General features: G+C 68.2%; 13 protein-coding genes. 10 read left to right on the top strand and 3 right to left on the bottom strand.

Features of this window, described 5'->3' with window-relative positions; all coding sequences use genetic code 11:
- Positions 1-20: 20 nt before the first annotated feature.
- From kdpB to ACYVDK_RS15010, 5 genes are all read left to right on the top strand, one after another.
- On the top strand, positions 21-2,171 hold the full coding sequence (gene kdpB / locus ACYVDK_RS14990; RefSeq protein ID WP_460523154.1) for a potassium-transporting ATPase subunit KdpB: 2,151 nt from the start codon (positions 21-23) through the stop codon (positions 2,169-2,171).
- A gap of 52 nt (positions 2,172-2,223) precedes the next feature.
- Positions 2,224-2,871, top strand: coding sequence for a potassium-transporting ATPase subunit C (kdpC, locus tag ACYVDK_RS14995; protein WP_460523156.1), 648 nt, complete (start codon positions 2,224-2,226; stop codon positions 2,869-2,871).
- Positions 2,868-5,540 (top strand): ATP-binding protein, encoded by a 2,673-nt coding sequence (locus tag ACYVDK_RS15000; protein ID WP_460523158.1) that lies wholly within the window; start codon positions 2,868-2,870, stop codon positions 5,538-5,540. The genes kdpC and ACYVDK_RS15000 overlap by 4 nt, the downstream gene beginning before the upstream one ends.
- Positions 5,541-5,548: 8 nt before the next feature.
- On the top strand, positions 5,549-6,235 hold the full coding sequence (locus ACYVDK_RS15005) for a response regulator transcription factor KdpE (protein WP_460523160.1): 687 nt from the start codon (positions 5,549-5,551) through the stop codon (positions 6,233-6,235).
- A 66-nt stretch (positions 6,236-6,301) separates the two neighbouring features.
- Positions 6,302-6,619: a hypothetical protein gene (locus ACYVDK_RS15010; protein ID WP_460523162.1), complete on the top strand. Its 318-nt coding sequence runs from the start codon at positions 6,302-6,304 to the stop codon at positions 6,617-6,619.
- A 13-nt stretch (positions 6,620-6,632) separates the two neighbouring features.
- On the opposite strand, the gene ACYVDK_RS15015 is transcribed toward ACYVDK_RS15010, so the two are convergent.
- Positions 6,633-7,112 (bottom strand): MarR family transcriptional regulator, encoded by a 480-nt coding sequence (locus ACYVDK_RS15015; protein WP_460523164.1) that lies wholly within the window; start codon positions 7,110-7,112, stop codon positions 6,633-6,635.
- A 60-nt stretch (positions 7,113-7,172) separates the two neighbouring features.
- On the opposite strand from ACYVDK_RS15015, the gene ACYVDK_RS15020 reads away from it, so the two are divergent.
- Genes ACYVDK_RS15020 through ACYVDK_RS15035 form a run of 4 tightly spaced genes read left to right on the top strand, consistent with a single transcriptional unit; the run spans position 7,173 to position 9,286 of the window.
- Complete coding sequence (locus ACYVDK_RS15020) at positions 7,173-7,907, top strand: NAD(P)-dependent oxidoreductase (RefSeq protein WP_460523166.1); 735 nt, start codon at positions 7,173-7,175, stop codon at positions 7,905-7,907.
- A gap of 29 nt (positions 7,908-7,936) precedes the next feature.
- Positions 7,937-8,278 carry an ArsR/SmtB family transcription factor gene (locus ACYVDK_RS15025; RefSeq protein ID WP_460523168.1) on the top strand — a complete coding sequence of 114 codons (342 nt, stop codon included), beginning with the start codon at positions 7,937-7,939 and terminating at the stop codon, positions 8,276-8,278.
- Between the two features lie 16 nt (positions 8,279-8,294).
- Positions 8,295-8,822: an SRPBCC family protein gene (locus ACYVDK_RS15030; protein WP_460523170.1), complete on the top strand. Its 528-nt coding sequence runs from the start codon at positions 8,295-8,297 to the stop codon at positions 8,820-8,822.
- Positions 8,819-9,286, top strand: a complete 468-nt coding sequence (locus ACYVDK_RS15035; protein ID WP_460523172.1) for a VOC family protein — start codon at positions 8,819-8,821, stop codon at positions 9,284-9,286. Before ACYVDK_RS15030 ends, ACYVDK_RS15035 begins: the two co-directional genes overlap by 4 nt.
- A gap of 6 nt (positions 9,287-9,292) precedes the next feature.
- On the opposite strand, the gene ACYVDK_RS15040 is transcribed toward ACYVDK_RS15035, so the two are convergent.
- Positions 9,293-10,459 (bottom strand): DUF1611 domain-containing protein, encoded by a 1,167-nt coding sequence (locus tag ACYVDK_RS15040; RefSeq protein ID WP_460523174.1) that lies wholly within the window; start codon positions 10,457-10,459, stop codon positions 9,293-9,295.
- A 190-nt stretch (positions 10,460-10,649) separates the two neighbouring features.
- On the opposite strand from ACYVDK_RS15040, the gene ACYVDK_RS15045 reads away from it, so the two are divergent.
- The gene (locus ACYVDK_RS15045) at positions 10,650-11,801 is read left to right on the top strand and encodes a lysylphosphatidylglycerol synthase transmembrane domain-containing protein (RefSeq protein ID WP_460523176.1); all 1,152 of its coding nucleotides are present in this window, start codon (positions 10,650-10,652) and stop codon (positions 11,799-11,801) included.
- 38 nt (positions 11,802-11,839) lie between these two features.
- Here the strand turns inward: ACYVDK_RS15045 and ACYVDK_RS15050 are convergent, their stop codons facing one another.
- On the bottom strand, positions 11,840-14,398 hold the full coding sequence (locus ACYVDK_RS15050; protein WP_460523178.1) for an ATP-dependent Clp protease ATP-binding subunit: 2,559 nt from the start codon (positions 14,396-14,398) through the stop codon (positions 11,840-11,842).
- Positions 14,399-14,464: the final 66 nt, after the last annotated feature.

The raw sequence follows: 14,464 nt of genomic DNA on the forward strand, positions 1-14,464 counted from the left end.
GTGAAATGAGTGACCCTGCCATGACCACCACAGCCGTCGACGATGCCGCGACGCCGCAGCGCCCGCATTCGGGCAAGACCCGGGGTGGCGCGTTCAGTCCGCGGCAGCTCGTCACGAGCTTCCCGGAGGCACTGCGCAAGCTGAATCCCCGTGAGCTCTGGCGCAACCCCGTCATGTTCATCGTCGAGGCGGGTGCGGCCCTGACCACGTTGCTCGCCATCGTGCAGCCGTTCCTCGGCGCACCGGCGTCCGGCGGAACGACGACCTCGGTTGCGTTCACCTGGTGGATCGCGGTGTGGCTCTGGCTGACGGTGGTGTTCGCCACCCTCGCCGAAGCCGTCGCAGAGGGACGCGGCAAGGCTCAGGCCGCCAGCCTGCGTGCCACCCGCACGACGACGACGGCGCACCGGGTCGTCGATTATCGCGAGGACGACCCCGGTGCCCTCAACGCGACTACCGCGACCGTCCCCTCGGCAGACCTGAGACTCGGCGACGTCGTCATAGTGGAGGCCGGCGACCTCATCCCGGGTGACGGGGACATCGTGTGGGGCATCGCCTCCGTCGACGAGTCGGCCATCACGGGTGAGTCGGCGCCTGTGGTCCGCGAGTCCGGTGGCGACCGGAGCGCCGTCACCGGAGGCACCAGGGTGCTGTCGGACCGCATCGTCGTGTGCGTCACGTCGAAGCCGGGAGAGACGTTCGTGGACCGCATGATCCATCTCGTCGAGGGGGCCAGTCGGCAGAAGACGCCGAACGAGGTCGCCCTCAACATCCTGCTGGCCAGCCTGACGATCATCTTCGTCGTCGTGGTGCTCATCCTGGGGCCCGTCGCCGGCTTCGCCCACGCGACACCGACCATTCCGGTTCTCATCGCGCTGCTGGTGTGTCTCATTCCGACGACCATCGGCGCTCTGCTGTCGGCCATCGGCATTGCGGGCATGGATCGCCTCGTTCAGCGCAACGTGCTCGCCATGTCGGGCCGGGCGGTCGAAGCCGCGGGTGATGTGAACACGCTGCTGCTCGACAAGACCGGGACCATCACCTACGGGAACCGTCGAGCGAGCGAGTTCCTCCCGGTGGCGGGCACGCCCGTCGACGAGTTGATGGATGCCGCGGCGCTGGCCTCGCTCAGCGACCCGACTCCCGAAGGCTCCTCGGTCGTCGCACTGGCGATCTCGCTCGGCCGCACACCGCCTTCGTCGGTACCGGGCGAGGTCGTCCCGTTCACCGCGCAGACCCGCATGAGCGGGGTCGATCTCGCCGACGGTGTGCAGATCCGCAAGGGGGCCGCGAGCGCGATGACCGCCTGGGCGCAGCAGTACTCCACGGTCGCACCCTCGGTCGCGACGGAGCTCGATCGCCTGGTGGAGCGCATCTCGCAGTCCGGTGGAACCCCGCTGGCGGTCGCGACGCGAACGCCGGACGGCGCGACGACGGTGCTGGGTGTCATCCACCTCAAGGATGTCGTCAAGTCGGGACTCGTCGAACGATTCGCAGACATGCGTCGCATGGGTATCCGCACCGTGATGGTGACGGGCGACAACCCGCTCACCGCCAAGGCGATAGCCGATGAAGCCGGTGTGGACGACTTTCTCGCCGAGGCGACACCCGAGGACAAGCTGGCGCTCATCAGGCGGGAGCAGGAGGGCGGCAAGCTCGTCGCCATGACCGGGGACGGCACGAACGACGCCCCGGCACTCGCTCAGGCCGATGTCGGCGTCGCCATGAACACCGGGACGTCGGCCGCCAAGGAGGCCGGCAACATGGTCGACCTCGACTCGGACCCGACGAAGCTGATCGACATCGTCTCGATCGGCAAGCAGCTGCTCATCACTCGAGGGGCGCTCACGACCTTCTCGATCGCGAACGACGTGGCGAAGTACTTCGCCATCATCCCCGCGATGTTCGTCGGCGTGTTCCCCGGGCTGCAGGTGCTCAACGTCATGCAGCTGCACTCGCCGTCGTCGGCCATCCTCTCCGCCGTGATCTTCAACGCGATCATCATCGTGATCCTGATCCCGCTGGCTCTGCGCGGAGTGCGATATCGCCCCTCGTCGGCCAGTCGCCTTCTCAGCCGCAACCTGCTCCTCTACGGCGCCGGTGGCATCATCGCGCCGTTCATCGGCATCAAGCTGATCGACCTGGTCGTCGCGCTGATCCCCGGATTCTGACGCGGATGCCCGCGCTCGATTCAATGACCTCGCAGAAGGAAAGAGACAAGCAATGAGCCCCACACTCCGGGGAAGCGCACGCCAATACTGGGTGGCTGTGCGCGCCATGATCGTGCTCACGGCGATTCTGGGCGTCGTCTACCCGCTGGTGATGACCGGGATCGCCCAGCTGACGATGCCGGCCAAGGCGAACGGTTCGCTCATCACTGCCGACGGCACCACGATCGGCTCCAGCCTCATCGGCCAGTCGTTCACCGACAAGAAGGGCGACCCACTGCCGCAGTGGTTCCAATCGCGCCCGTCGGCAGCCGGAACCGGCTACGACGCGAACGCCTCCAGCCCGAGCAACCTCGGTCCGAACAATCCTGACCTCACGAAGGCCGTCCAGGAGCGCAAGGCGGTGATCGAGAAACTGGATGCGGCGGACGCCGCGGGCATCCCGCCCGACGCGTTGACCGCTTCAGGCTCTGGGCTCGACCCGCACATCAGCCCTGCCTATGCCCTGCTGCAGGTCGCAGCGGTGGCGAAGGCGCGGGGCATCCCGGAATCCGAGGTGGAAGCGCTGGTCACGTCTAGGATTCAGGGGCGGGATCTCGGTTACCTCGGACAGCCGACGGTGAACGTGCTGCAGCTCAACCTGGCGCTGTCGAAGATGGACCCAGCGGGAGACGAAGGCCAGAAGGAACGCGGATCGCAATGACGAAGGGCAGGCTGCGTGTACTGCTCGGCGCCGCCCCAGGCGTCGGCAAGACGTACGCCATGCTCGAAGAGGGCAAGCGACTCGCCGAGGCGGGCAAAGACGTGGCCGTCGCCGTCGTGGAGACGCACGGCAGGGCGGCGACCGCTGCCATGCTCGATGGCCTCGACGTCGTTCCGCGTCGCAGCGTGAGCTACCGCGGCGTCACGCTCACCGAGTTGGACCTCGACGCCGTGCTGGCCAGGCGCCCCGATGTCGCCCTCGTCGACGAGCTCGCCCACACGAATGCCCCAGGCGGCAGGCACGATAAGCGCTGGGAAGATGTGCACGAGCTGCTGGATGCCGGCATCACCGTGATCTCGACGGTGAACATCCAGCACATCGAGTCGCTGAACGACGTGGTGGAGCAGATCACGGGGATCGGCCAGCAGGAGACGATTCCGGATGCCGTGCTGCGTGCCGCCGACCAGGTCGAAGTCGTCGACCTCGCGCCGCAGGCGCTGCGTGACCGCCTCGCCGAGGGGCTCGTGTATCCGGCGGCCCGGGTGGATGCCGCGCTCTCGAACTACTTTCGGCTCGGCAACCTCACGGCGTTGCGCGAGCTCGCACTGCTCTGGCTCGCGGACGAGGTGGACAGCGCCCTGCAGACCTACCGGCGAGAGCACGGCATCGAGGGCAAGTGGGAGGCGCGCGAGCGGGTCGTCGTCGCACTCACAGGCGGCCCGGAAGGCGAGACGCTGCTGCGCAGGGGCGCGCGCATCGCTGCACGCTCCAGCGGTGGTGACCTGCTGGCGGTGCACGTCGTGAGCGACGACGGACTGCGGGAGCGGCATCCGCGGGCGCTCGCCGAGCAGCGTGCGCTCGTGGAGAAACTGGGCGGCGCCTACCACGAGATCGTCGGGTCGGTCATCCCGACTGCTCTCGTCGACTTCGCGAAGGCGGTCAACGCCACCCAGCTCGTGATCGGGGTCTCGCGGCGGTCGCGGCTCCTGGCGTTACTCACCGGTCCCGGCATCGGGTCGACGGTGATCAGAGCCTCCGGTGACATCGACGTGCACATCGTCTCGCACGCCGCCGCGGGCAGCAGACAGCTCGTGCTTCCGCGGGCACGCGGTGCGCTCAGCGTGCGGCGCCGGGTGTACGGATTCGTGCTCGCGCTGGTCGGCGGTCCGTTGCTGAGCTGGCTGCTGTGGCTCTTCCGCAGCCCGGACGCCCTGGCCAGCGACGTTCTCGCGTTCCAGCTGCTCGTCGTCGTGGTCGCCCTCGTCGGAGGCATCTGGCCCGCACTCTTCGCCGCCGTGCTCTCCGGACTCACGCTGGACTATCTGTTCGTGGCGCCGATCTACACCATCACGATCGCCGAGCCCGTGCATCTGCTGGCGTTGCTGCTCTACGTCGTCGGCGCCGCGCTCGTGAGCTTCGTCGTTGACCAAGCGGCCAGGCGCACGAGAGCGGCGCAACGCTCAGCCGCGGAGTCCGATGTGCTGGCGACGGTCGCGGGCGGCGTCATCCGGGGCGAGGACGCCGTGCATGCCCTCGTGCAACGAGCACGGGAGGCGTTCGGACTCAGCCGCGTGCGCCTGCTCGCCGACGACGGCACGGTCCTGTCGGAGGAGACGGGGCGTTCGGAGGAGTCGGTACCGGCAGAGCAGGCGCCTGCGGAGGAGGGGCTGGTCGAGGGGGTGCCGGCGGCGCAGGAACTGCCGGCGGAGCCTGTGCTGCCGGAGCAGGGGCTGCCGAACGATGCCGGGAAGGACGCGCGGCACCGTACGCTCACGGTCGAGCGCGTCGGGGAGCGTGGAACGCTGGAGTTGTACGGAGCGGAGCTGACGGCATCCGACCGCCGCGTGCTCTCCGTGATCGTCACGCAGCTCGATGCCGCCCTGGAGCATCGCGAGCTCAGCGAGACGGCGAGTGAGCTGAAGCCCCTGGCCGAGACCGATCGTGTGCGCTCAGCGCTGCTGGCGGCCGTCGGCCACGACCTGCGCCGGCCGCTCGCCGCAGCGACCGCCGCCGTGACCAGCCTGCGATCTCCTCGTCTCGAGTTGAGCGCACTCGACAGGGATGCCCTGCTCGAGACGGCGAGGGACAGCCTCGCGAACCTCGACGCGTTGGTCACCAACCTGCTCGACGTCTCACGTGTGCAGGCCGGCGTGCTCGGTGTCTCCCTTCGCGCCGTGGATGTCGAGGACCTGCTGCCGGCCGCTCTCGAGGAATTGTCGGCACCGCCTGGCAGCGTCGAACTCGATGTGCCAGAGGGAACGCCTGCAGTGATGGCCGACCCGGTGCTGCTGCAGCGCGTGCTGGTGAACCTGCTCGCCAACGCACTGCGCTACTCGCCGCACGAACGGCCACCGCGACTGAGCGTCAGCGTCTTCGGTGAAGAGCTGCAGGTGCGTGTCGCCGACAGTGGCACGGGCGTGCCCGACGAACGCAAAGAGCTGATCTTCCAGCCCTTCCAGCGCGAGGGTGACACCGACAACTCGACCGGGATCGGCCTGGGGCTCGCGCTCTCCAAGGGGTTCGTCGAGGGTATGGGCGGTACGCTCACGCCCGAAGACACACCGGGCGGCGGGTTGACGATGGTGGTCGCGCTTCCGATCTTCACCGGCACGGCGATCGCTCCCGGCTCACCCGGCCGCGAACCCACGAAGGCCACACCGACAACGTAAGGAGCCCGATGAAGATCGTCGTCGCTGACGATGACCGACAGATCCTGGGCGCGCTGCGCATCATCCTCTCCGCGCGCGGATATGACGTGACGGTCGCCGCCGACGGCAAGCAGGCGCTCGACCGGGTGATCGACGACCACCCCGACCTGGTCATCCTCGATCTCGGAATGCCGGGCCTCGACGGCCTGGCGGTGATCGAGGCGATCCGCGGCTGGAGCACCGTGCCGATCCTGGTGATCTCCGGGCGCTCCGACTCGGCCGAGAAGGTGGAGGCGCTCGACCGGGGCGCCGACGACTACGTGACGAAGCCGTTCGCGACCGACGAGCTGCTGGCGCGCATCCGCGCTCTGGTACGACGGATGCCCGCAGCCGACGATGAGCCCCGTGTCGAGTTCGCCGACGTGCTCGTCGATCTCGCCGGGCGCAGGGTGACCAGGAAGGGGCATCCGGTGCGGCTCACTCCCACCGAGTGGCAGATTCTCGCGTTGCTGGTGCGCAACCCGGACCGCCTGGTCACTCGGGAGGCGATTCTCACGGAGGTGTGGGGACCGCATCACACAGCGGACTCCGGCTATCTGCGTCTCTACCTCGCACAGCTCCGCAAGAAGCTGGAGCCCGAACCTTCTCGGCCACGCTTCCTCCTCACGGAGGCGGGGATGGGCTATCGGTTCGTGCCTGTCGGGCAGCAGGAGTAGACGGGCGGCCGATCGCAGGCCAGACTCGTACCCTGGAAGCACCTGAATCCCGATCGGAGGTGCACCATGGCCGAAGGCGACGGCGCCGGGCCCGCCAGTGCACGACCGAGCACGGTCCCGCGAGGGGTCGCCAAGGCGTCCATGACGCTCGAGGAGGCGGTGCGCATCGAGCAGCAATGGGAACGTGGCTTGCTCGACCTCTCTCTCCCCGGCACGAGCGCCATCGTCGCCGAGGCGCACCGGGTGCGGCTGAAGGCCGAACTGTGGGGCGCCGATCGTTCCGACGACAGGCGTCGCCAGGCCAAGGGAACGGTCCTCGTGGTCTGTGCTTTCATCGTGATCACGGTCGTCGGCCTGGTCGCGTGCCTGGCCGTCGCCGTCTGACGCGTCGACCCGGTCAGCCTTCGACGAACTCCTCAACGGCGCGCCGCCCCGCGTCAGCTGTGCGTTGCAGAAAGCCGGCGATGAGCTCGAGCTCGGCGGAGGAGTACTCGGCGCACACGGCATCCATCTGGGTGTTCATGCCGTCGTAGTGTCCGAACACCCGGCCGATCGCGTCTTGTCGCACGGAGACCACGACGGCGCGTCGATCGTTCGCGTCGCGCTCGCGAGCGATCCAGCCGCCCTTCTCGAGCCGGTCGATCACCCCGGTCATGGTCGCTGGATGCACGCCGGCCCGTCGGGCGAGCGCGCTCGGGCTCGTGGCGCCGTGTTGGGCGAGGAAGTCGAGGCAGTCCAGGTCGATGTCGCGCAGCTCCACCCGGGCGGAGACGTGGTGCGAGAGCAGCGCGATCTGATTGTTCACGTCGCGGAAGTGCCGCTTGAGCTGCGCGGTGAGGCGCCGGTGCGCTCTGGCGTCGGTCGAGGCACTATTCATTCTTGACTCCATATAGTATGGTTCTCATATTATCGGATTTACGAGTATGAGGAGAATCTAGTGAAGATCGCGGTGTTCGGCGCGAACGGTCCGACGGGTCGGCTCGTCACGCGCCTGGCCCTTGAGCGGGGTCACTCGGTGGTTGCGGCGACGCGTTCGCCGCGAGAGTTCCCGCTCGCGCACGATCATCTCGTCGTCGAGCGAGTCGATGTCTTCGACCCGGCGTCGGTGAGTATCGCCATCAAGGGGGCGGATGCGGTTCTGTCCGCCCTTGGCGTTCCGTACAGCCGCCAGCAGATCACGACGTACTCGGCCGGCACGGCGGCCATGCTGCAGGCGATGGCGGAGCACGGCGTGCGACGCCTGGTGTGCGTGAGCTCGAGCGCGGTCGACATCGACGCTGGCCCGCACGGCGGATTCCTGTTCGAGCGTGTGCTGCAACCGTTCGTGGCCGGCGTTCTCGGCAAGACGCTGTACGACGACATGAAACGCATGGAGGCGATGCTGGGGGCAAGCGACGCCGACTGGACCGTGCTGCGCCCGTCGGGGCTGTTCGATGCGGATGCCGTCAGCGACTACCGCATGGCGGAGCGCTACCTCCCGCAGAAGTTCACGGCTCGCATCGATCTAGCGGATGCCATGCTGCGGCAACTCGACGACCACAGCTTCGTGCGCGCCACGGCGGCGGTCGGCACCGTGAGCGGCACGCCGTCGGTGGCGCAGCTCATGATGCATGAGGCCTTCAAGCGGCCGCCGGCACGAGCACCCCTTGACGAGACTTCTGCGCAGGTCTAATCTACAACCAAATGGTTGTAGATATTCGGATGCCCGACATCCTCACCGACGACGAGATCGACCGCATCTTCCACGCGCTCGCCGACGCCACCCGGCGTGACATCGTGGCGCGCACGCTGGGCGGCGATCGATCCATCTCGGGCCTGGCGCAGAGCTATCTGATGAGTTTCGCGGCCGTGCAGAAGCACGTGAGCGTGCTCGCGAAGGCGGGTCTCGTGACGAAGGAACGACGGGGGCGGGAGCAGCTGGTGCGCGCGGTGCCGGAGACGATCAGGCGGGCGAACGGGTTGCTCGCCCGCTATGAGTCGCTCTGGCGCGATCGGGCGTCGGCGATCGAGGGCATGCTCACCGAAGACTCCACCAAGAGATGACGAAGGGGCACGACAGATGACAGTGATCAGCAGTGTGAAGGATCCCGAGAACCTCACGCTCACGTTCGTGGCGGAGTTCGCCGCGCCGCCTGAGCGGGTCTGGCAGGTGTGGGAAGACGCCCGCCAGCTGGAGCGCTGGTGGGGTCCGCCGACCTGGCCGGCCACGTTCGACGAACATGAGCTCAGCGTCGGCAGCAGGAGCGCCTATTACATGACCGGGCCGGAGGGTGACAGGGCGCACGGATGGTGGGCGATCGTGGCCGTCGACCCGCCACGCAGGCTCGAGTTCGACGAAGGGTTCTCAGACGACGACGGCAGGCCGACCGACGACCTGCCTGCACGGGTCGAGGTGACGCTCGAAGCGGTCTCGCTCGACGCGGATGCCGACGCGGGCGACCTGGAGGGCACCCGCATGACCACCGTGAACCGATTCGTCAGCCTGGAGCAGCTGGAGCAGATGATGCAGATGGGCATGGAAGAGGGCATGCGAGGAGCGATGGGCCAGATCGACGCCATCGTCGCGTCGGAAGGAGCGAACCGATGAGCGGCATCGCGGCCATCCGGCCGTGCCTGTGGTTCGACGACTGTGCACGGGAAGCGATGGAGTACTACGTGAACGTGTTCCCGGACTCGCGCATCGTCTCGATCGACGAGTACCCCGACGAGAAGCTCGACGAGCACTTCTCCGGCATGTCCGGCAAGGTGCTGAACGGGCGCTTCACGCTGAACGGCGTGGACTTCGTCTGCCTCGACGGCGGGCCGCTGTTCCGATTCAACGAGGCCATCTCGTTCGTCGCCACCTGCGCAGACCAGGCGGAGATCGATCGGTACTGGTCCGCGCTCTCGCACGTGCCGGAGTCCGAGCAGTGCGGGTGGTGCAAGGACCGGTTCGGCGTGAGCTGGCAGATCATCCCGCAGAACATGGATGAGCTGACTCGACGGCCGGAGCAGGTGCAGGTGATGATGCGCCAGAAGAAGGTGGTCATCCAGGAGTTGCTCGACGCGTGAGTGTGCTCACGTCGCGTGGAGCGTCCGTGACTCCAGACGGGGCAGTGCGGCCAACACCATCTCGGTGAGGTCGTCGATCGGCCTGGTCAACGGGTCGGTTGCGGGAAGCCCCGTGACCCGTTCGAGTTCGAGTATCGCCGGCTCGATCTCATCGGGCGTCATGTTCTCGTGGTTCATCGTGACGCCGATGACCGCCGTGTCGGCGAACGACTCGATGAGTGCGATCTCGCTCGTCACGCTCGGCACCGGCAGCATCGGGAAATCCCCGAGCATCGTCCGACGTGGGGCATGCTGCACGATCACGGCCTCGGCGCGACTCCCGCGCAGGATGTGCGCACTCGTCATGTAGGCCGGGTGGCTGAGAGCGCCCTGGCCCTCGACGACGATCACGTCCGGATCTTCGCCCCGCCACGCGGCGACGACCTGATGCTCGACCTCGCCGGAGCAGAACTGCGGAACGATCGCATCGAGCGCGACCCCGTACTTGGCGCCCTGCATGATCGAGGTCTGGCCGGTGCCGACCATGACGGCCTTGATGCCTCGCGCGTTCAACGCCTGCACGAGAACGGTGGTCGTGGTGCGCTTGCCGACGGCACCGTCGGTGCCCAGCACCGCTATGCGCGGGCAGGTCACCTCGAAAATGCGTCCGGAGAACAGGTGCAGGTCCTTCTTCTCCTTCGGTTTGCGCACGTCGGTGATCGTGACCGAGTGCAGGAGGGCTGCCGCCGCGAACTCGGCGTCGTCGTTCAGGAACTCGTGAAGACCGTTGACGATGTGGATGCCCTGTGCGATGCCGTCGAGCAGGGCGGCCCGGTGAACAGGGGAGAGCAGTCCGTCAGCGGGGGCTATTCCGAAGATCAGGCAGTCCGGCGTTTGCCCGGCGGAGAGGATCGCCTCGGCAAGCGACGCCACGACGGGAATGCCGTTGGGTGCGCCGTCGAGCACGCCGCCGGCATCCGAGCCCTTCAACGAGCTGTCGATGACGCTCAGAATCTGATATCGCTCCGAGAAGCGCACCAGACCGTTGGCGGTCTTGCCGTCTTGGGTGCCGAATCGGCCCTCGCAGTAGACGATGGCGGTCGTGCGGACGGGTGCTTCTGCAGTGATTCCCGCCGGATTCGCACGTGAGGCGACGCCGTTGGACGGCATGGTTGAAGGCGTGATCTGAGACATGGCGCTCCTGGCGAGTAACCCAGAGGAAACGTTCGCACTGCGGCAGACTGCGCGCACAAGTTCGGAGAGATCTTCCCTGACGTCGGCACAATGCCGACACTCGACGCTAGCAGCGCGGGCTGAGGGCCGCCGAGCACGGGCGTGCGCAGAGTGCCCGCGGCGCCGTGGGGGCACGGAGTTACCGTGAAGTATGGCGGCCACGCCGGCGCACGGCACGGGAGCCCCCACGGCCAGGGCGGCCGACCGGGAGCGACGGGCGCGTGCGTTCCGGCTCATCCGCACCGGTGCTGCACTGTCGATCGTCGCCCTGCTCGTGCGATTCGTCGTCGTGCCGCAGTGGCACGACGCGGTTCGGGCGCTGTCGCTCGTGTCGGGGGTTTCCAGCCCGCTGCTCCTGGCAGGAGTCGCGCTCGAGCTCCTGTCGTTGTCCGCCCTCGCCGGGCTGACCTGGACCGCCCTCGATCCCGTCACGCGTCCCGGATTCCTCACGGTGCTGCGCGTCGACCTCGCCGGGGTCGGTGTCACGAACGCGATCCCGGGCGGAGGCGCGACATCGCTGGCCGTGCGCTACCGCGTGCTGACGCGCAGGAATACGCCGGGCAGCGTCGTGGTGGCCGGAATCACCGCCGAGGTGGTCATCTCCAATCTGACGCTGGGCATGCTCTTCGCGCTCGGCCTGGCCACGTCGGTGGCCGCGCTGCCTGCCGCGCCGTACTACCGGCTCGCGGGCGCTTTCGTCGGAGGCGTCTTCGGCACGGCCGCGACGCTGCTCGGCCTGGCCGCTCTGCGACCCTCCCGCACGGTGCGCTTGGTGCGCAGGCTGACCTGCCGCCTGCCCGGTCGTGCGTCCGTTCGCCTCACACGGTCCGTCGCACACACGGTTCGCGCCGTGCGAGCACTGGCCGCCAGCCCGTGGCGGTTCGCAGCCGTCATGGCCTTCGCGGCGGCCAACTGGCTGCTGGATGTCGCGGCACTGCTCGTCATGTTCGCCGCGTTCGGAGCGCATCCGCCGCTCGCGCCGCTGCTGCTCGTGTACGCGCTCGCAAACATCGTCGCTCTGCTGCCGGTGACCCCTGGGGGAGTCGGCATCGTGGAGGGCGTCATGGTTCCGGCGTTCGTCGCGCTCGCCATGCCCCACGGCGTCGCGGTGCTGGGGGTCACCGCGTGGCGTCTCGTGGAGTACTGGATGCCCATGCCGCTCGCGGCAGCCTCCGCGGCGGCCCTCGCGGTGCGGCGGCCCATTGCACGGCGCGGCGCGCGGGTGCAGCACCGCGTGATCGTGCATGCGCGATGGGACCGTGGGTTCTCCCCACGGTCCCATCGCTGGTCCCATCGCTCCTGACAGATGCCGCCGGCCCGATCTCGAGCCGGCGGGAGCGCTCAAGCTGCCACGGGCATCCGTCGCTCCGCCGTCACGTGCAGCTCGTCGCCCGACGCGTCCACATGCACCGACCCGCCGTCGTCGACGGATCCGTTCACCAGCAGGTCGGCGACCCGGTCGTCCACCTCGCGCTGGATGACGCGCCGCAGCGGACGCGCGCCGAACTCCGGCTCGTAGCCGTGGTCGGCGATCCACTGAACCGCGGCATCCGTCACGGTCAATGAGATCTCGCGCGCACCCAGTCGCGCCTCGGTCGCGGTAAGAAGCAGACGCACGATGTCGCGAAGCTGTGCGCGGTCGAGCTTGCGGAAGAGCACGATCTCGTCGATGCGGTTGATGAACTCCGGCCGCATGTTCTCGCGCAGCTTGCCCATCACCCGGTCCCGCAGCGCCTTCTCGTCGCCGAAGCCATCGGCGTCCTGTGCCACGAAGCCCAGTGCCCCGCTCTTGGATGCCAGGAACTCGCTGCCCACGTTCGAGGTCATGATGACCACGGTGTTCCGAAAGTCGACGGTTCGACCGTGGCCGTCGGTGAGGCGCCCGTCGTCCAGCACCTGCAGCAGGAGGTTGAAGATGTCGGGATGCGCCTTCTCGATCTCATCGAACAGCAGCACCGAGTACGGGTTGCGGCGCACGCGTTCGGTGAGCTGTCCAGCCTCGTCGTAGCCGACGTAGCCAGGAGGGGCGCCGATCAGCCGCGCGGCCGTGTGCCGCTCGCCGAACTCGCTCATGTCGAACCGGATCATCGAGCGCTCGGACCCGAACAGCGATGCCGCCAGGGCTTTCGCCAGCTCGGTCTTCCCCACGCCGGTCGGGCCGAGGAAGAGGAAGCTGCCGACCGGCCGGTGCTCGTCGCCCATGCCGGCGCGGCTTCGGCGCACCGACTTCGCGACGGCCGCCACCGCGTCATCCTGTCCGATCACGCGCTCGTGCAGCTCGCTCTCCAGCTTCGCCAGCCGCTCGCGGTCGGCCTCGCCGATCCGTGCGACCGGGATGCCGGTCGCACGCGCGACCACTGCGGCGATCTGCGCCTCGTCGATGACGGCGTCGGTTCCGACGCGTGCACCCGCAGCGGATGCCTTCGCCAGTCGGGCCTCGACGGCCGCGATCTCGTCGCGCAGCCTCGACGCCTCCTCGTAGTGCTCGGCGGAGACCGCGGCGTTCTTCTCCGCCTCGAGGTCGGCCAGGCGCTGCATCAGCTCGGAGGCGTCCACCTGCTTGCCGAGCCGCAGCCGCAGCCGTGCTCCGGCCTGGTCGATCAGGTCGATGGCCTTGTCGGGCAGGTAGCGGTCGGAGACGTAGCGGGCGCTGAGTTCGACGGCGGCGCGGATCGCGTCGTCGGTGTATTCGACACCGTGGTGCTCCTCGTACGCGCCCCGCAGCCCGGCGAGGATCGCGATCGAGTCCTCGATCGAGGGCTCAGCCACCGTCACCGGCTGGAAACGGCGTTCGAGCGCCGGATCCTTCTCGATCTGCCGATACTCCTTGAGAGTGGTCGCACCGACCAGATGCAGGTCGCCCTTGGCCAGCCGCGGCTTCAGGATGTTGCCGGCATCCATTCCGCCGTCTCCGCCGGCGCCCGCCCCCATCACGGTGTGCACCTCGTCGATGAAGACGATCAGCTCGCTCTTGCGCTGCGCGATCTCCTCCATCAGCTTCGTCAACCGTTCCTCGAAGTCGCCGCGGTAGCGGGTTCCGGCCAGCATGCCGGGCAGGTCGAGCGAGATCACTCGTTTGTCGCGCAGCTGCTCCGGAACGACGCCGTCGACTATCGCCTGGGCGAGTCCTTCGACGATCGCGGTCTTGCCCACGCCCGCCTCGCCGACGAGCACGGGGTTGTTCTTGGTGCGCCGGGAGAGGATCTCCACGGTCTGCTCGATCTCGTCCACCCGTCCGATCACCGGGTCGAGCCTGCCCTCGCGGGCCTGGAGCGTGAGGTCGGTGCCGAACCGGTCGAGCATGGGCGTCTCGGATGCCTGCCCCTCGGCATCCGTGTCGCCGCTCGCGCCGACGCCCACCGTCGCGGCCTCGCGCATGGCGCCGGCGAGCGCCTCGGGCGTCACTCCGGCGGACTGCAGCACCTGGCCCGCTGGCGAGTCCTGGGCGATCACGAGCGCATAGAACAGGTGCTCGGGATCGATGTAGGTGGACCCGGACGCGCGCGCCACCTGGTAAGCGTGGAACAGCGTGCGCTGCGCCGAGGGAGTCAGGGCCGGTGCGTCCTTGGTCGCCTCGCCGGTCTGCGGCAGGCGCTGATCTGCGGCGCGCACGATGCGTACGGGGTCGACGCCGATGCGGCGCATCGCGTCGGCCGCGGGGTCCTCATCGGCCATCACGCGAAGGATGTGCAGCGCGTCCAGCTCTTTGTGGCCGTGCTCGAGCGCGAACCGCCCAGCACGCTGCAGCACCTCCTGGGTGCGCCGACTGAGAAAGCGGCCGATGTCGATCGATCGGGCCTCGCGAGCGCGTTCGCCCGCGAGGTAGCGTGCGAGGAAGTCGTCGAACGAGCTGCCCTCGCCGTTCGCCTCGGTGCCGCCGGGGATGAAGTTCTCAGGCACTGAATCTCCTGTAGTTTCCGGGTTTCTTCGGTTGAACCGCTCGAACTTGAGTCGGGTCTTATCAAG

The sequence above is a fragment of the Humibacter antri genome, from assembly GCF_054777235.1.